General features: G+C 40.3%; 14 protein-coding genes and 8 tRNA genes. 19 read left to right on the top strand and 3 right to left on the bottom strand.

What is annotated here, in order from left to right; genetic code table 11:
- Positions 1-2: 2 nt before the first annotated feature.
- The 7 genes from nudC to AAEY57_RS09055 all read left to right on the top strand — a co-directional run bounded on the left by nudC (position 3) and on the right by AAEY57_RS09055 (position 7,862).
- Complete coding sequence (gene nudC / locus AAEY57_RS09025) at positions 3-929, top strand: NAD(+) diphosphatase (protein WP_008465223.1); 927 nt, start codon at positions 3-5, stop codon at positions 927-929.
- A gap of 3 nt (positions 930-932) precedes the next feature.
- The gene (locus AAEY57_RS09030; protein ID WP_008111604.1) at positions 933-2,111 is read left to right on the top strand and encodes a cystathionine beta-lyase; all 1,179 of its coding nucleotides are present in this window, start codon (positions 933-935) and stop codon (positions 2,109-2,111) included.
- A 143-nt stretch (positions 2,112-2,254) separates the two neighbouring features.
- Positions 2,255-3,082: an ABC transporter permease subunit gene (locus AAEY57_RS09035; protein WP_008111602.1), complete on the top strand. Its 828-nt coding sequence runs from the start codon at positions 2,255-2,257 to the stop codon at positions 3,080-3,082.
- Entirely contained in the window at positions 3,079-3,987 is a 909-nt protein-coding gene (locus AAEY57_RS09040; RefSeq protein ID WP_350607547.1) for an ABC transporter ATP-binding protein, read from the top strand. Before AAEY57_RS09035 ends, AAEY57_RS09040 begins: the two co-directional genes overlap by 4 nt.
- Positions 3,987-4,361 (top strand): PH domain-containing protein, encoded by a 375-nt coding sequence (locus AAEY57_RS09045; RefSeq protein ID WP_036983105.1) that lies wholly within the window; start codon positions 3,987-3,989, stop codon positions 4,359-4,361. The genes AAEY57_RS09040 and AAEY57_RS09045 overlap by 1 nt, the downstream gene beginning before the upstream one ends.
- A 208-nt stretch (positions 4,362-4,569) precedes the next feature.
- Positions 4,570-5,358: a putative porin gene (locus AAEY57_RS09050; protein WP_350607550.1), complete on the top strand. Its 789-nt coding sequence runs from the start codon at positions 4,570-4,572 to the stop codon at positions 5,356-5,358.
- Positions 5,359-5,585: 227 nt separating this feature from the next.
- Positions 5,586-7,862, top strand: a complete 2,277-nt coding sequence (locus AAEY57_RS09055; RefSeq protein WP_350607552.1) for an acyl-CoA dehydrogenase — start codon at positions 5,586-5,588, stop codon at positions 7,860-7,862.
- A 126-nt stretch (positions 7,863-7,988) separates the two neighbouring features.
- On the opposite strand, the gene AAEY57_RS09060 is transcribed toward AAEY57_RS09055, so the two are convergent.
- Positions 7,989-8,438, bottom strand: a complete 450-nt coding sequence (locus AAEY57_RS09060) for a hypothetical protein (protein ID WP_013464590.1) — start codon at positions 8,436-8,438, stop codon at positions 7,989-7,991.
- A gap of 145 nt (positions 8,439-8,583) precedes the next feature.
- Complete coding sequence (gene cysK / locus AAEY57_RS09065; protein WP_008468878.1) at positions 8,584-9,552, bottom strand: cysteine synthase A; 969 nt, start codon at positions 9,550-9,552, stop codon at positions 8,584-8,586.
- A 377-nt stretch (positions 9,553-9,929) separates the two neighbouring features.
- Between cysK and AAEY57_RS09070 the strand changes: the two genes are divergently transcribed.
- The 12 genes from AAEY57_RS09070 (at position 9,930) to AAEY57_RS09125 (ending at position 15,449) form a co-directional block, all read left to right on the top strand.
- Positions 9,930-11,081, top strand: coding sequence for a dicarboxylate/amino acid:cation symporter (locus AAEY57_RS09070; protein WP_016899481.1), 1,152 nt, complete (start codon positions 9,930-9,932; stop codon positions 11,079-11,081).
- 167 nt (positions 11,082-11,248) lie between these two features.
- Positions 11,249-11,899 carry a UvrY/SirA/GacA family response regulator transcription factor gene (gene uvrY, locus AAEY57_RS09075; RefSeq protein ID WP_016899482.1) on the top strand — a complete coding sequence of 217 codons (651 nt, stop codon included), beginning with the start codon at positions 11,249-11,251 and terminating at the stop codon, positions 11,897-11,899.
- 9 nt (positions 11,900-11,908) lie between these two features.
- Positions 11,909-13,732 (top strand): excinuclease ABC subunit UvrC, encoded by a 1,824-nt coding sequence (uvrC, locus tag AAEY57_RS09080; RefSeq protein WP_024601643.1) that lies wholly within the window; start codon positions 11,909-11,911, stop codon positions 13,730-13,732.
- Between the two features lie 42 nt (positions 13,733-13,774).
- Positions 13,775-14,320 carry a CDP-diacylglycerol--glycerol-3-phosphate 3-phosphatidyltransferase gene (gene pgsA / locus AAEY57_RS09085; RefSeq protein WP_013464594.1) on the top strand — a complete coding sequence of 182 codons (546 nt, stop codon included), beginning with the start codon at positions 13,775-13,777 and terminating at the stop codon, positions 14,318-14,320.
- Between the two features lie 139 nt (positions 14,321-14,459).
- A tRNA-Gly gene (locus tag AAEY57_RS09090) sits at positions 14,460-14,535 on the top strand.
- 28 nt (positions 14,536-14,563) lie between these two features.
- Positions 14,564-14,637 (top strand) — tRNA-Cys (locus tag AAEY57_RS09095).
- Positions 14,638-14,673: 36 nt separating this feature from the next.
- Positions 14,674-14,760: transfer RNA gene (locus AAEY57_RS09100), tRNA-Leu, on the top strand.
- Between the two features lie 66 nt (positions 14,761-14,826).
- A tRNA-Gly gene (locus AAEY57_RS09105) sits at positions 14,827-14,902 on the top strand.
- Positions 14,903-14,941: 39 nt separating this feature from the next.
- Positions 14,942-15,028, top strand: a tRNA-Leu gene (locus AAEY57_RS09110).
- Between the two features lie 129 nt (positions 15,029-15,157).
- Positions 15,158-15,233, top strand: a tRNA-Gly gene (locus tag AAEY57_RS09115).
- A gap of 18 nt (positions 15,234-15,251) precedes the next feature.
- Positions 15,252-15,325, top strand: a tRNA-Cys gene (locus AAEY57_RS09120).
- 37 nt (positions 15,326-15,362) lie between these two features.
- Positions 15,363-15,449 (top strand) — tRNA-Leu (locus AAEY57_RS09125).
- Positions 15,450-16,135: 686 nt separating this feature from the next.
- Here AAEY57_RS09125 and AAEY57_RS09130 read toward each other — a convergent pair.
- Entirely contained in the window at positions 16,136-17,554 is a 1,419-nt protein-coding gene (locus AAEY57_RS09130) for an alanine/glycine:cation symporter family protein (RefSeq protein ID WP_350607557.1), read from the bottom strand.
- Positions 17,555-18,213 lie beyond the last annotated feature (659 nt).

An 18,213-nucleotide genomic window follows, 5' to 3' on the forward strand; every position in this document is an offset into this window, starting at 1 on the left:
ACATGCTTAACTACAGTAATATGCCGTTAGACAGAGGCTCAAATGCGCGCAAAGACCTTGCTTGGGTTGACGCAAAAAAAACAGCAGACAGTTTATGGCTTTTAGTTAAAGGCAATCATACCTTATTTGCTAACAGTAGCCCTGAGGTGGTGTACTTAGCTCACCAACAGGTGGCGCATTTAGATGTAACGCAGGCTATTCTTTTAGGCTCAAATGAGCAAGGTAATGCCGTATTTGCACTAGATGTAACTGCACTCGAAGAGTCGTTATTAGCAACTATTATTGGTGATGCCCAGTTTGCAGATATTCGTCAATATGGTACTCAAGTAGCACTTGAAGATGGCTCAAATGCAGCGCTTGCTCGTGGGTTATGTTACTGGCATGCCACTCATAGTTTTTGTGGCCGCTGTGGTACTAAAAATCACTTAGTTGAAGGAGGGCATTCACGTTTATGTGATAACGCAGCCTGTTTGCACCAAACTTTTCCGCGTACTGATCCTGCCGTTATTATGGTGGTAACTAAAACATTTTCTGATGGGACTGAACGCTGCTTATTGGGTCGCCAAGCAACTTGGCCAAAAGGATTGTATTCATCGCTTGCAGGCTTTGTTGACCCTGGTGAAACCCTTGAACAAACCGTGATCCGAGAAGTAAAAGAAGAGGCGGGTATTACCGTGGAAAAAGCAGAGTATATTGCTTCTCAACCTTGGCCGTTTCCTTCATCAATTATGCTGGGTTTTATTGCCACAGCAAGCAGTGATGAAATAAGCACAGAGCAAGATGAACTTGAAGATGCAAAGTGGTTTTCTCGCGAAGAACTTGCGCAATTTAAAGATTGGCACCATCAAGGGGAGCATTTAAAGCTACCTAGAGCAGATTCTATTTCACGTTATTTAATTGAATATTGGCGCACTCATAGCAAAGGATGAATTATGTCGAGCAAAAATAAAAATACCCAATTAGTGTCATCAGGGCGCAAAAAAGCGTACACCCATGGGGTAGTAAATCCAGTGGTACAGCGCGCTTCAACGATTGTGTTTGATTCTGTGAGTGAGCTTAAAGAAGCGGCTAAAACACGTGGCGACAAAACCTTGTTTTATGGCCGAAGAGGGACGACCACTCATTTTGCTCTGCAAGAGGCAATTACCGAACTCGAAGGCGGTGAGGGCTGTGCGTTATACCCATGTGGCGCGGCAGCGATAAGCCAAACGCTGTTATCATTTTTAAAGTCCGGTGATCATATTTTAATAGTGGACACTGTTTACGAGCCAACCCGTGATTTTTGCGACAAGATATTAGCTGGGTTGGGTATTAGTACGACCTATTATCCGCCAATGATTGGCGCAGACATAAAAGAGTACATTCAAGACAATACCAAAATGTTGTTTTTAGAGTCTCCGGGTTCAATTACCATGGAAGTTCAAAACGTTCCCGCCATGGTAAAAGTGGCAAACGATCATAATGTAATGACAGTGCTTGATAACACCTATGGCAATGGCTTGCATTATCGCCCGCTTGAACATGGTGTTGATATTAGTATTCAAGCCGCCACCAAATATATTGTTGGCCACTCCGATGTGATGATGGGGGTTGCTGTAGCTAATAAAAAGTATTGGCCAACACTTCGTGAACACTCTTATTTACTCGGGCAATGCACCAGTGCAGATGATGCGTATTTAGCACTACGAGGCTTGCGTACCATGGCAGTGCGATTAAATCAGCATGAAAAAGCCGCGCTAGAAGTAGCAAAATGGCTTGAGCAACATGCGTTGGTGGATCATATTCGCCATCCTGCGTTTACAACATGCCCAGGCCATGAGTTTTTCAAACGCGATTTTGACGGCAGTAATGGTTTATTTTCGTTTGTAATGAAAGCGGGTAATCAACACGCCATAGATGCTTTTTTAGATAGCTTACAACATTTCAAAATGGGCTTTTCGTGGGGGGGCTTCGAGAGCTTAGTAACGGCAAACCTATCAATGAAAGGGCTGCGCTCGCAAACAGGATGGGAGCATGGACCTGTTATTCGTTTGCACATTGGTTTGGAAGATGTTGAAGATTTAATTGCCGACTTACAGCAAGCATTAGCTATTTATGAGCAACATTTATAATTACTAATTGTTTAAATTACATTATTTGTTACAAAGCCTACCTCTGAGTAGGCTTTTTTTTGCTAGCAATTCAACGTGTTTACACTTAGTGTTGTTAAATAACGCTTATTTTAAATTATGAACAACGTCATTAAGGATAGTCAATGGCAACACCATCACCAGTTAACGTAGGGCGCTTAACCCAAATCGCGGGTTTTGAGCTGGTACGTATGTTTTTAACTAAACGAGGGCTTATTGCACTGGCGGCTTTTGCGCTAGTGTGGCTTGTTATTTTACGTTACCCCATAGGCCAAGCTGTAGGTATAATCAGCTCGCCAGACTTTGAACAAATAGCCCGTGATATTTCCGGCTCTATTGGATTAAGTAAGTTACTTGATTGGCCTGAAGCCGAATTTGCTATGTATTGGCTTATTGCTTTGTATAGTTTTCCTGTTTTTAGCTTATTTATTTGTAGTGATCAAACCGTCGGTGACAGAGAGCGCGGTACGCTAAGGTTTTTATCATTACGCTCAACTCGCTTTGAAATACTCTTTGGTCGATTTTTAGGGCAGTTAGCGGTACTAACCTGTTTAGTTGGCATCACGCTTATAGCGACATTGGCGGTGCTCGGGTTTCGCGAGCCGAGCTTACTTGCTGGTGGCCTTGGTCGTGCTGTTTCAATATTTTTAATACTCATTGTTACTTTTACGCCGTTTGTAGCCTTAATGAGCTTAATTAATACTTTTGCGAGCTCATCTCGCTTATCTATTGTATTAGCTATTTTATATTTCACAGCCGGCGGCATTATTGTTGGATTACTGGAGTGGCAAATACCCGCATTAAGTGTGCTTGATTATTTATTCCCTGGTGTGCAAATAGAGTTATTAGCGGGACAGAACTTACCGCTATTGAGCGCATTAGCTATTCCACTTGGGCAAACAGCGGTGTTACTTGCAGTTGCCCAACGTATTTTTGCAAGGAGCTCATTATGAAATCATTAATCACAGGGCGTAATTTAAGTAAATCGTACGGCTCAAAACTGGCTCTTAATAATGTGAATTTTGAGATTCAAAAAGGTGCTCCCGTTGCGCTTGTTGGCCCTAATGGCGCAGGAAAAACTACTTTATTTAGTTTGCTGTGCGGCTATATAGCCCCTAGCATGGGAGAGCTTGAAATACTTGGCCATAAACCAGGCAGCGCTGCTTTATTTAATAAAGTGAGTGCATTACCGCAAGATGCCCAGCTTGATCCGCGTTTTAATATAGATAAACAACTTAGTTTTTATGCCAAGCTACAAGGCATGAGTACTAAGCAAAGCCACGTAGAGGCACTTCGTGTGCTTGATTTAGTGGGCCTTAGCGAAATTGCAAAAAACCGCGCTGGGGATTTATCCCACGGTATGCGCAAGCGTGTAACCATAGGGCAAGCATTAATTGGCTCACCACAAATTGTAATGTTAGATGAAGCCACGGCAGGGCTTGATCCTATTCATGCCAGAGAAGTGCGCGAGTTGGTATCTCAGTTAAGTGACCAAGCGACGTTTATTTTAAGCTCTCATGATTTAACTGAACTCGAACGATTATGTTCTCAAGTACTACATTTAGACAAAGGTATATTAAGCGAGCACCAAACTAAAGCGGCGAATACTGATAAGCACTTTTATACCTTAATGCTAAGTGAAGCATATCAAAATGTGGAGCAACAACTGCAAGCAATTGAGGGTGTGAGCCGTGTTTATATGAGCCAACATAAAGAGTATGTGATTGAGTATCAACCAACTAGCGATTCACTTGACATCGCACTATTGCAATTTTGTCGCCAACATAATTGGCAGTATCGGCAGTTAGTAAATGGCCATACATTAGAAAATCAAATATTTAAACAGGAGAAACTGTAATGGGATTATTTAGTGGTTTAATGGGTAACGCCAGTGAAGTGGATGACGCCGATTTAGAAAAAGTATTGGCTAATACGCTTATTGAAGGTGAGCGAGTTGAAAAGGCGTATAAAGTAGTTCGTGATATGTTTATCTTTACTAATAAGCGACTAATTTTATTAGATAAACAAGGTGTGACTGGTTCTAAAATGGAAATGATCAGTATTGCTTACTCTAAGATAACTAAGTTCAGCAAAGAAAGTGCGGGGCACTTTGATTTAGATGCCGAGTTAAAAATATGGGTAGGTTCAGATCCAACGCCTATTAGCAAGGACTTTAAAGCTGGTGATAACATAAATGATGTTTATAGGATAATTAGCCAGTATTCATTATAGAAACAAACAAAAATCGGTGTAAAATTAAAGTAATTGTTTACAGCTTGTTGCGATTACTTTAACATAAATTACTCCAACACTTTCTTACAAATTCCCTAACAAATACAATTGCTTGATTCAGTTTTCGTTCAGTTTCGCGGCGTTAGCATACCCCCACTTTAGCAATGTAGTTAAAGTACAAAAACAATGTACATAGGGATGTTTCATTATGAAAAAGTTAGCAATTATTATTTCAGGTCTTTTATTATCAAGTGCTGCACACGCTGCAGATAGCTATCAATCAATCAGTAACTTAAACTACACAGATACTGATAACAACGATACTATCAGCGTGGACTCTACTTACTACTTCTCTCCAAAGAGCACACTAGGTCCATACGACCAATTCGAATACATTAACAAGCAAAGTAACGTATTTGGTAGCTACGCTGATGATGATTTTGGCGATGTAACTGCTATTGGCGGTGAATACTTCGTTGAAGATTTTGTTGTTGGTGCGTCTTATCAAAATGCTGATTACAACTCTAACAACGAGTCATACACACTTTCTGCTGGTTATTTCTTTAACCCAGACTTACTTGCAAAAGTAAGATTTGTTGATCAAAAAGATGGTGATAACGTTACATACTTTTCTTTAGCATACAACCACATGCTAAATGATACAGATTACGTAGGTATCACTGTAGAATCAGATGATGATTTTGATTCTCGTTTAGTAGCTGCTAAATACTTTGTTGATTTACAACAAGGTAACTACTTAACAGTAGAAGGTACATTTGTAAGCCTTGACGAAGCAGATGACCAATGGAACGTAGAAACAAACTACTATTTCTCTAAAGCGACTTCTGTATTTGCATCTTACGATAAAGAAGACAACTACAGCTTTGGTGCTCAACACTTCATCAATAAAAACATTGGTTTAAAAGTGGGTTACGGCAACAACGCAGATGACTCAGATAACGATGCTTACTTTGCTAACATGCGTTTTCAGTTTTAATTAAGCGTTTAATCGCATAAATTAAAACCAGTTAAGTAGTAAAAAGCCCACACTTTGTGGGCTTTTTGCTGTGTGTAATAAATGCGTAACTCTACTTTATCGTTATATTTTAATTACAATAGAATCGGCTCATCATTTAGTGGCACTCCTCTGACAGCCCATTGTATTTAAATTAAGATCGGTCATAATTAAATCAATGTTTTTATAACTGTAAAAGGAATGTGCTCATGTCAGTATTTATTATATTACTGGTTGTGGTGGTCGTTGTGTTTGCGATTAAAGATATTCGCCTTAATTTAATTACTCGACCTACTTTTAAGATGTTTAAAAAGGTGTTGCCGCCATTATCGCAAACAGAGCGAGAAGCCATGGAAGCAGGCGATGTTTGGTGGGATGGCGAGCTATTTAGTGGTGATCCTGATTGGCAAAAATTACACAACTATCCGCGTCCACAGTTAAGTGAAAAAGAAACTGCATTTATAGATAATCAAGTTGAAACTTTATTAGCCATGCTTGATGACTATAAAATTGTACAAAAAGACAAAGATTTACCTAAAGAGGTTTGGGACTTTTTAAAAACCGAAGGGTTTTTTGCAATGATCATCCCAGAAAAATTTGGGGGTCTTGAATTCTCTGCTATTGCTAATTCCACCATAGTGTCAAAAATTGCGACTAAAAGCTTAACAGCCGCCGTAACGGTCATGGTACCCAATAGCTTAGGTCCTGGTGAGTTATTACTGCACTACGGAACAACTGAGCAACAAGAGCGCTGGCTACCTAGCCTTGCAAAAGGCGACGATGTGCCTTGTTTTGCATTAACGGGCCCTGAGGCTGGCTCAGATGCTGGCAGTATTCCTGATTCTGGTGTGGTGTGCAAAGGCGAGCATGATGGTAAGGAAGTGTTGGGGCTGCGTTTAAATTGGTCAAAACGCTATATCACACTTGCGCCAGTTGCGACTGTGTTAGGGCTTGCATTTAAAATGTACGATCCAGATGGGTTGTTAGGCGATGAAAAAGAGCTTGGCATTACGTGTGCACTCATTCCAACCGATCACCCAGGTGTTAAAACAGGAGAGCGTCATTACCCACTTAACATGGCGTTTATGAATGGCACAACGTACGGTAAAGATGTATTTATTCCGCTTGATTGGATTATTGGCGGCCAGCAAGGTGCAGGACGTGGTTGGCGCATGCTAGTTGAATGTTTAAGTGCTGGGCGTGGTATTTCATTACCGGCATTAAGCACTGCAACAGGGCACTTGGCAGCTAAGATGACCTCGGCTTATACGGTTGTACGCCAACAGTTTGGCGTGTCAATTGGGCAATTTGAAGGCGTACAAGAAGGGTTGGCACGTATTGGTGGACTAACTTATGTATTGGAATCATGCCGATTAATGACCGCAGGTGCAATTGATTTAAAACTTAGCCCGTCAGTAGTAACTGCAATTGCAAAGTACCACATGACAGAAATGGGTCGAACGGTAATGAATGATGCAATGGACATTCATGCAGGTAAAGGGATTCAGGTTGGGCCTAATAACTATTTAGCACACGGTTATATGGGTATTCCCGTCTCTATTACCGTAGAGGGCGCCAATATTCTTACCCGTAACCTTATGATATTTGGCCAAGGTGCAACCCGTTGTCATCCTTTTGTGTTAAAAGAAATGGAAGTTGCAGCAATGGATGACGATGATGCTGCACTTGAGCAATTTGATGGCTTGTTAATGAAGCACATTGTATTTGCATTGAGTAATGCAAGTATGGCCTTGGTGCATGGTTTGACTCGCAGCTACTTTGCCAAAGCGCCTGTGTGTGGAGAGACGGCCGTCTATTATAAACAATTAGGTAGAATGAGCCGAGGATTGGCGTTTACAACGGATGTTGCAATGTTGATGTTAGGTGGTGAACTTAAACGTAAAGAAATGATATCGGCACGTTTAGGCGATGTGTTAAGTCATTTATATATTGCATCAACGGTATTAAAGCGTTTTGAAGATGAAGGGCGTCAACAAGCTGATTTGCCTTTTGTAAAATATGCTATAGAGACATCGTTATATGCAATAGGCCAAGCATTTGATGGCTTCTTTAAAAACTTTTCTAATCCAGTGATTAACTTTGCACTTAAGCGTATTGTTTTTCCATTAGGTAACCATTATCACAAACCAAGTGATGCGATTGCCCAGCGTATTTGCGAGCACATGACTCAACCAGGGGTATTTAGAAATAGACTTACCCATTTGTGTTATGTGGATGAAAATGCCGGAACGGGTGTTATGGAAAATGCTTTCTTAGCAATGCACGATATGCACAATCAATTTAAGCAGTTGAAACAGTGGCAACGAAAAGGCAAGGTGCCTGCCACCTATGATATTGAACAAGCGATTGATTACGCACTTGAACACGAGCTCGTAACGAAGGTTGATGGTGAAGCAATGCATCATGCCAATAAGCTAAGAATGCAGGCTATTGCGGTTGATAACTTTAAACCAGAAGACATCTAACGCTGAGTTATGATAATAAAGAAGATAATAAAAAAGCCTTAAATTTATGATTTAAGGCTTTTTTTATGTTGTGTATTTTTTAAGCTCGAATATACAGTTATCGTTACTAAGGCTCTGAATGACTGATCAGCGCCCGTAAGGATCGGCGATGATTTTATCTACGTACCACTTACCTTTTATTTTAAGCATTTCAATGCTGCGGAAATCATCGATTTTTTTACCATTAAAATAACCGGTAAACACGATGTTTATTTTAGCTTGATTGCCATACTGTTCTCGCAGGCTTGAATTTGACATATCAATTTCAATCACAACTTCATCGTACTGTAAATTAATAAGACTACGCGCAAACTGTTTTGCCGTCCCATACGATTTCATTATGCGGGCTAATTTAGGTGTTGCGAAATCGCTGGCTTTTTGCAAGTTATGCTGGTTATAAAGCGCATCAAAATACACAGTAGCAGTGTCGCCTGGACGATCATTGTCAATGTACTGCTCTTTAGGTTTAGTATTTTCATTACAGCCAACGATCAAAATACTAAAAATGAGCACAAAAATGGTTAAAATTGTTTTCATATTTGGTCAGGTTGATTACTTATACAAAAAGTGTGTGATGGAATGGAGAAGATGTAAAGAGGAGCGAACTAAATAGATAGTAACTTATTAAAAAAGCAATAAAAAAGGATGTTAAAAAACATCCTTTTTTAATCAGAACGCTCGATTATTGCACAAGCTCTTGTTCGCTAAACTCTTCGTCAAACATCGGGCTTGATAAGTAACGCTCTGTTGCACTTGGCAAAATAACCACAATATTTTTATCTGCATTTTCAGGACGTTCAGCAATACGCTTCGCTGCAACCACAGCTGCACCTGATGAAATACCAACTAAAATCCCTTCTTTTTTCATTAGCTCGTGACACATTGCTATACATTCTTCATTAGAGACTTGCTCTACACCATCAATTATTGATAGGTCTAAATTCCCAGGAATAAAGCCTGCACCAATACCTTGAATCTTATGTGGCCCAGGTTTTACTTCTTCACCAGCAAGTGTTTGGCTAATTACCGGAGAGTGGCTTGGCTCTACAGCGATTGATTTTACATTTAAGCCTTTCTCTTTTTTAAGATAACGGCTTACACCTGTGATAGTTCCACCAGTACCAACGCCTGCAACAAAGAAATCGATTTTGCCATCAAGTGCATCAAAGATTTCTGGGCCAGTTGTTTCAAAGTGAATTTTAGGGTTTGCAGGGTTTTCAAATTGTTGTAATAAAATAAACTTTTCAGGGGCTGATGCTTGAATTTCTTTGGCCTGAGCAATAGCACCGTTCATACCTTTAGCACCGTCTGTTAGTACAAGATTAGCACCGAGTGCTTTTAATAGCTTACGACGTTCTAAGCTCATGGTGTTTGGCATTGTAAGCGTTAATTTGTAGCCGCGTGAGGCTGCTACAAATGCCAGTGCAATGCCCGTGTTACCTGATGTTGGCTCTATAAGCTCTTTATCTTTGGTAAGTTGACCTGATTTTTCAGCTTCCCAAATCATCGATGCACCAATACGGCATTTAATACTAAAGCTTGGGTTACGCGACTCAATTTTAGCGTATACATTCCCACCTGTAACACGGTTAAGTTTTACCAACGGTGTGTTACCGATGCTTAGTGAGTTATCTTCAAAAATAGTAGACATAATGTTCCTTTAGGTACAATCTGATCAACACATTAACAGTTAGCCTGTTAACTTTATAAGCCTACTTTACTGTGAGATAAAAAAAGTTAAAGTAAGCTTTGGCTATAACATATATTAATTCCGCTTATAACGGATTGAACTAAAAACTCAACCTATTATTTTTTTAGTTATTAAAAAGGTGAACTTGAAGCCATTTGTTCGTTTTTAACTTTGTACTGTATTTTTTGTTTATGTAGTCGTTATTTAAACAAATCAACACTACATACTTATATTTTGTTGGTTAATTGTGCAAATGAACTGCGGTTGAACAGTTTATTGACACAAACTATTCAAAACATGATAAAAACACATTATCTAAATTCAATAAAGTAATCACCATGAAGTTAATCTTAAAATTAATTGCCGGTATTGTGGCCGGTATTTTAGTCGGACTCTATATTCCCTTAACTGGCGTTGAGCTTTTATACACAGTAAAAGAGCTTATTGGCCAGCTTATTAGTTTTACAATTCCACTGATTATTTTGTTTTTTATTGCCTCAGGGATTGCCGGGCTGCCTAAAGGGTCAGGGCATTTACTGGGAAAAACGGTTGGTTTTGCTTACGGCTCAACAATTATTGCCGGTACCTTAGCGTTTTTATTAGTCACAGCGATTATTCCGTTCCTAAGCGGTGGAATTTCATTTGAAGCTGAAGCAGTCACCGAGGTAGGTAGCTTTATTGACTTAGAAATTCCACCATTAATGGGTGTAATGACTGCTTTAGTCACAGCATTTGTATTTGGTATTGGTATGAGCCAGCTAGGTTTAGACACATTAAAAACGGTGTCTGATCAAGGGCGCGATATTATAGATGGCTTACTTGCTAAAGTAATTATCCCAGCATTACCGTTTTACATTGCGGGTGTGTTTGCTGAAATGACCGTGGCAGGTACCGTTGTTGATACATTACAGGCCTTTGGTGTAGTACTCATTGCCGCATTAGTGATGCATTGGTTATGGTTGAGTGTGCTTTATATTGTATCGGGCCTATTACTTAAGCGTAATCCTATTGAGCTAATTAAAAACATGCTACCTGCGTACTTTACTGCATTAGGAACCATGTCGAGCGCGGCAACCATTCCAGTCTCTTTGCAATCAAGTAAAGCAAATAATGTTAAAGAAGATGTAGCTAACTTTACAGTCCCATTATGTGCCACTATTCATCTATCAGGTTCAACAATTACAATAGTTACCTGTGCTATGGCTGTGATGTTTTTATCGCCTAGCATGGAAGTACCTTCACTAATGGCTATGCTGCCATTCATTATGATGCTAGGTGTGGTTATGATTGCTGCACCAGGTGCCCCAGGTGGCGCGGTAATGTCGGCGTTAGGTTTATTAACTAGTATGCTTGGTTTCAACGAAGGTGCAGTGGCACTAATGATTGCGCTGTACCTTGCACAAGATAGCTTCGGCACTGCGTGTAATGTAACTGGCGACGGTATCATTGCTTTGTGGGTAGACCGTTTTAGTGAAAAAGCCTCAGCTTAAATCACTATGGCGTATTTACCTACGATAGGTAAATACGCTTTGACAATATTGGGTCATAGCGACCGACGGCGAAAGCATAATATTAGTTATGGTTTCGTCGTATCTATGCTAATGTTGAAAATTAATTTTGTTAACTTGCATCTTATTAGGCTAGTGAGGGTGTTCCATTGATTAACGTACTTTTAGTTGATGACCATGAACTTGTGCGCACAGGGATCAGACGTATTCTTGATGACATACGTGGTTTTAAAGTAATAGGTGAAGCTAAAACAGGCGAAGAGGCTGTACAGTTTTGTCGTCAACATGCGCCAAATATAGTATTAATGGATATGAACATGCCTGGTATGGGCGGGCTTGAGGCAACTAAAAAGATTTGCCGTTATTGTCCCGATGTAAAAATTATTGTGCTTACAGTTAATTGTGAAGACCCATTTCCGAGCAAGGTTATGCAAATTGGTGCTCATGGTTTTTTAACCAAGGGGGCAGGATCTGATGAAATGGTGCGTGCTATACGTTGCGTGCATGCAGGGCAACGTTATATTGCGCCAGAAATAGCACAGCAAATTGCGCTTGCGCAGGTTACTGGGCGAACTGATGAAAACCCATTTCAAAGTTTGTCTGAGCGTGAACTGCAAATTATGCTGATGATCACCAAAGGTGAAAAAGCACAGGATATTGCTGAGCGCTTAAATTTAAGCTCTAAAACAGTAAACAGTTATCGCTATCGTATGTTTGAAAAGCTTAACGTAGGGGGCGATGTAGAGCTTACTCATTTAGCCATACGTTACAAAATGATTGATATAGATATCTCTTACTAGTCGATATATATGTCTGAATTTGATCATGCCCAGTTTTTAAAAACATTATCGAGTGAGCCTGGCGTTTATCGCATGCTCGATAATGACAACCAAGTTATTTATGTCGGTAAAGCTAAAAGTTTAAAAAAACGGGTGAGCAGTTACTTTCGCAGCAACATTACCGACAGCAAAACCCGTGTTTTAGTGAGTAATATTTGTAATATTGAAGTCACACTTACTAATACAGAAACAGAAGCGCTTCTGCTTGAAAATAACCTCATTAAGAAATATCAGCCACGTTATAATATTCTGTTACGTGATGATAAATCGTACCCGTACATATTACTCACGAATCATAAGCACCCTCGTTTAGCCTTTCATCGTGGTAGCAGAAAAGTAAAAGGCGAATATTTTGGCCCGTTTCCAAGCGCTGGAGCCGTATCAGAAAGTTTGCGCTTAATGCAAAAAATATTTCCGGTACGTCAATGTGAAGACGCTTACTACCGTGCGCGTAGTCGGCCATGCTTGCAATACCAATTAAAACGTTGCTCTGCGCCGTGTGTTAATAAAGTCTCTGAAGATGAATACGCGCAGCAAGTTGATTATGTCCGTAAATTTTTAACCGGTAAATCCCATGAAGTAATAGCCGAACTTATCGCTAAAATGGAAAAAGCCAGTGAGCAGCTTAACTTTGAACTCGCAGCTAAAGTTCGCGACCAAATTATGCTATTGCGTAAAATGCAGGAGCAGCAGTCTATCTCAGGTAATTTTGCTGAAATGGATGTTGTAGGTTTTGCCCATTTAAATGGCTTAAATGGGATTCATCTACTAATGATCCGCGATCATAAAGTGCTGGGTAGTAAGACTTACTTTCCAAAGGTGCCTAAAGACTCACAGGAGCAGGAAATCTTAACCTCTTTCTTAGGCCAATATTACTTAGCACCGGGAGCAACAGGACGCATTGCCAAAGAAATCATCTTACCATTTGAAATAGAAGAAAGTGATGCGCTCAGCGAAGCACTAACTCAAATTAGTGAACGTAAGGTATCGCTTAAAGTGGTTACCCGTGGTGAGCGTGCACAGTATTTACAGTTAGCGAATAAAAACGCATTAAATAGTATTACGGTTAAGCAAAGCACTCAAGACTCTATAAACAAGCGTTATGCTCAATTAAAGGCTACCTTGCGTCTTGATGACATTAATCGCATGGAATGTTTTGATATCAGCCACACCATGGGCGAAAACACCGTGGCCAGTTGTGTTGTCTTTGATTCTCAAGGGCCTAACAATAAAGAATATCGTCGTTACAACGTCACGGGCATAACCGGTGGCGATGATTACGCCGCTATGGAATTTGCACTAAACAAACGTTATAACAAGTTAGTGGATGAAGATAAAATTCCTGATGTTATTTTTATTGATGGTGGTAAAGGCCAATTAGGTAGGGCAGAACAATACTTTGAAAACTGGCCGCATGCAAAAATGCCACTATTAGTTGGGGTTGCAAAAGGCACTAGCCGTAAACCAGGCCTTGAAACTTTACTTATTGACGGTGGGCGTAAAACTATTCCTATGGATTCTGATGCACCCGCACTGCATTTAATTCAGCATATTCGCGATGAGTCGCATCGCTTTGCTATTGCAGGACATCGAAATAAGCGTCAAAAACAGCGAACTCAGTCGCTATTAGAAGAAATAGATGGCGTTGGTTCAAAGCGTCGACAAACATTATTAAAATATTTAGGGGGCATGCAAGGCGTAAAAGCTGCTAATATAGAACAGCTAAAGAAAGTTCCTGGGATCAGTCCTGACATGGCTGAGAAGATATTTAACCATTTGCATGACAAGGGCTAGCCCTATGTGCGAATATAGAAAAAAAGACATATCCAAGTAGTTATGTGGAATATTCCAAACACACTCACAACGTTTAGACTCTTTCTTATCCCCATTTTTTTGGTGATATTTTATATGCCTTATTCATGGGCATTCTTTGTTGCTGCCTTTATTTTTTGGCTTGCTTCAATCACTGACATACTCGATGGCTATTTAGCGCGTAAGCTTGAACAATCAACGCCTTTTGGTGCGTTTTTAGACCCTGTTGCTGATAAAGTAATGGTGTGCGCTGCTTTGGTTGCTTTATCTGAGCATTATCAATCTTTGTATATGACTATTCCTGCACTTATTATCATAAGCCGTGAAATTGTTATATCGGCGCTACGAGAATGGATGGCTGAGCAAGGCAAACGCGGCAATGTAGCTGTATCCGATATGGGTAAGTTAAAAACCGCAGCGCAAATGTTAGCCATTATTGGCCTAATTTGGCAGTACGATACCTGGATGATGTATTTAAGCTATGGCTTACTTTATATAGCGACGTTTTTAACGCTCAGTTCTATGGTGCAATATTTAGTTGCAGCATGGGCAGAATTGACCAAAAATTGATTGTAAACGTCTAATAACGCACCATTTTAGATAAAAAATAATCAAACAGTTCAAAAGTAGCATTTTTTGTGTTGACGCGTTTAATAATCTCTGTAGAATGCGTCCGTGTTGAGAGGGCATAGCCCCCTAGATAAACAAAGCGGCACTAGCTCAGTTGGTAGAGCGCGACCTTGCCAAGGTCGAGGTCACGAGTTCGAGCCTCGTGTGCCGCTCCAGTTTATCTTAAAGCTAACCTAGTATTGAGGCGGAATGGCAGAGTGGCCATGCACCGGATTGCAAATCCGTTTACCCCGGTTCGACTCCGGGTTCCGCCTCCAATCAACACTCCACACGCTTTAATTAGCAAACTCGATGCCCGAGTGGTGGAATTGGTAGACACAAGGGATTTAAAATCCCTCGACTAACAAGTCGTGCCGGTTCAAGTCCGGCCTCGGGCACCACGTTGTGGTTTGGTTACATACACCAATATGTAACTTATAAAAAATATTATTTAGAATTAATATGATGCGGCACTAGCTCAGTTGGTAGAGCGCGACCTTGCCAAGGTCGAGGTCACGAGTTCGAGCCTCGTGTGCCGCTCCATATTAGTTTTATCCACTTGCTTTAAATAGCAAACTCGATGCCCGAGTGGTGGAATTGGTAGACACAAGGGATTTAAAATCCCTCGACTAACAAGTCGTGCCGGTTCAAGTCCGGCCTCGGGCACCACTTTTAATTATTGACCAAGTTAATTAAAAGTTGATAAATACTTATTTTATGAGGCACTAACTCAGTTACCAGAACGTTTTACCGCGACATGGTCGCGCACCAACGTACAAATTACTGATAAAGTTTTATGCGGCACTAGCTCAGTTGGTAGAGCGCGACCTTGCCAAGGTCGAGGTCACGAGTTCGAGCCTCGTGTGCCGCTCCAAATTATTTGATATGTTTAGGCGGAATGGCAGAGTGGCCATGCACCGGATTGCAAATCCGTTTACCCCGGTTCGACTCCGGGTTCCGCCTCCAAATAATTACTCCACACGCTTTAACTAGCAAACTCGATGCCCGAGTGGTGGAATTGGTAGACACAAGGGATTTAAAATCCCTCGACTAGCAAGTCGTGCCGGTTCAAGTCCGGCCTCGGGCACCACTTTATATTCTTTCCGTAAAATCTAATTAAATCATCATATCTTTATTACTAAGTCCCTTGAAGCACATAAATTTACTCCCCCCTGTTGTTAGCAATAATGATTTGTTGCAAGGTCTGATACATACTATTGGCTCACCAATAGACTGTCATTGAACACTTCAGACTTTTTTACAAGTTAATCAAGGTGTAATGTAGGTCGTTAGCTAAATCATAAACTAGACTCTTTAATACCAATTCGCTTAATTAAGCGGTCTATTTTGAGGCAGGAAAAACGGGTTGATAGCTAGGCAAAAAATTCGCTATTTAGTTGTTCTAAATGAGAATTTTTAACACAGATAGCGACACGTTTAGCCCCGCAAAATGATTGAGTATTATTGTGGATTGGTATAATAAGCGCAGTGTTAGTTATTATTGTTATGCAGTAATGTATATAAACCTAAGCAGGGATGTCGTTATAAGCATTGAGACCTACTACATAGGTTATTAAATTTACTTGTAGGATGCTTATAATGTTTGGATAAGGTGAGCTTATAGGTAGGTTGGGCGGCTTTAATAACGTCTATCTTCACATTAGTAATTTATAAGTGACTACTGTTATCAGTAACTTTTAGTTTAAAGTTAAATCAATAAAAAACCCGAAATGACAATGGCCGTTTCGGGTTTTTAACTTGAAGTATAAAAATTAATTATTTATGCCAAATACCTTTTGGAATAGTTTTATTGAGTTTGTCGTTCTTACTTGGATCAAACGTCGGTAACTTTCCGGCGCGTCGCTGAGCGTTATAATCTTTAGCAAGCCACACGACAACACCTGAGAGCATAAATAATGCGATTACGTTCACTATTGCCATTAAGCCCATAGATACATCAGCTAATGTCCACACTAGTGGTAATTCGCCCAATGCACCAAACATTACCATACCTAACACTAATAACCTGAAGATCAACATGCCAGATGCGTGGTTATGTTCTAAGAATAATAAGTTCGTTTCAGCATACGAGTAGTTAGCCACAATAGATGTAAATGCAAAAAACAAAATAGCGACTGCTACAAATATGGCACCCCAGCTGCCTACATGTTCTTCAAGGGCGGCTTGTGTAAGCGCTATACCCGTTACATCTGAGCCTGGCACTAATTGCTCTGATAATAAAATAAGAGCAGCAGTTGCAGTACAAATAATAATAGTATCTACAAATACACCCAGCATTTGTACATACCCCTGTGAAGCAGGGTGAGGTGGGTTTGGTGTTGCCGTTGCTGCAGCATTCGCAGCACTACCCATACCGGCTTCGTTTGAGAACAAGCCGCGCTTGATCCCTTGGATCATCGCTTGCATTACCCCATAACCAATTGCACCGGCACCCGCTTGCTCAATACCAAAAGCACTTTTGATCACATGCATAAATACATCAGGTAACTCAGTGTAATTTACAGCACATATATAAAGTGCAACCACAAGGTAAGCAGCAGCCATAAATGGAACGGCTAATTCAGCAAATCGAGAAATGGTTTTTAGACCGCCAAATATAATAATACCTGAACCAATAACAAGAGCGATACCTACTATATAGTTAGGGATACCAAAGGCGACTTCAAAAGCCGCAGCAATAGAATTTGACTGTACTGCGTTAAAAACTAAACCAAAGGCTAAAATTAAGCACAATGAAAAGACAACACCCATCCAACGCTTACCAAGTCCGTACTCCATATAATAGGCCGGACCACCACGGAAGTTACCTTCTTCATCTCGTGTTTTATAAGCTTGTGCCAATGTACTTTCAGCAAAGCTAGTAGCCATACCAATTAAAGCAATTAACCACATCCAAAAAATAGCACCTGCGCCACCTAAATAAAGTGCAACGGCAACACCTGCCATATTACCAGTACCAACACGGGCTGCTAAAGATGTACAAAATGCTTGGAAAGAAGAAATGCCGCCGTCAGAGCCTTGACGACTTTGAAACATGACTTTAATCATATGTGGAAACTGTACAAATTGGATAAAACCAAGACGTATTGTAAAAAATAGCCCTGCTGCTATTAATAAGTACACTAAAATATGACCCCATAAGAGACCACTTATACTATTTATTATATCTGTCATGTGCGTTACCTAGTGAACGAGTTGTAAATATCGGGCGCAACTTACCACAAGCACAGTAAATAGTTTAGTAAACAGCGTAAAAAAATGAGTTATCCATAGGGTTTTGTGGGTAACATGTGTGTCTAGGTGGGGTATCTTTGGGGTAAAAATTAAATGCAAAAAAGCCTTTAAAAACGCTTGCGTTAAAATCGATTCGCCCTATAATGCGACCCCACTGAGACGGGGAACGCCAACGCATAGCGAGGCACGAGCTACTCAGTCAGTCGAGTAAAACTTAGTTTCAAAAACTTTCAAGTTTAACAAAATTAAGTGTTGACAAAAAAATAGGAAAGCGTAATATGCGCAGCCCTAGCGAGATAAAGTTAAGCGCTTTAATCGCAACGTTCTTTAACAATATAAAGCAATCATCTGTGTGGGCACTCGTACAGATTGAGTTCTAACAGCCAAGCTACTTAGGTAGTGAGGCAAACAAATTTAGAGTCTCAATGTGATTTCTCGAAAGAGAAGCTGAGTGACCAACAGCAATAACTACTTAGGTAGGAATTGCAGCACAGTCAATTCAATATCGAAAGATATTAAATAAATTCAGAATTCATTGAGCTGTCGAAAGACATAAAACTTTTTAATTGAAGAGTTTGATCATGGCTCAGATTGAACGC

This window comes from Pseudoalteromonas sp. MER144-MNA-CIBAN-0113 (assembly GCF_040308965.1).
Classification (GTDB): Bacteria; Pseudomonadota; Gammaproteobacteria; order Enterobacterales; family Alteromonadaceae; genus Pseudoalteromonas; species Pseudoalteromonas tetraodonis.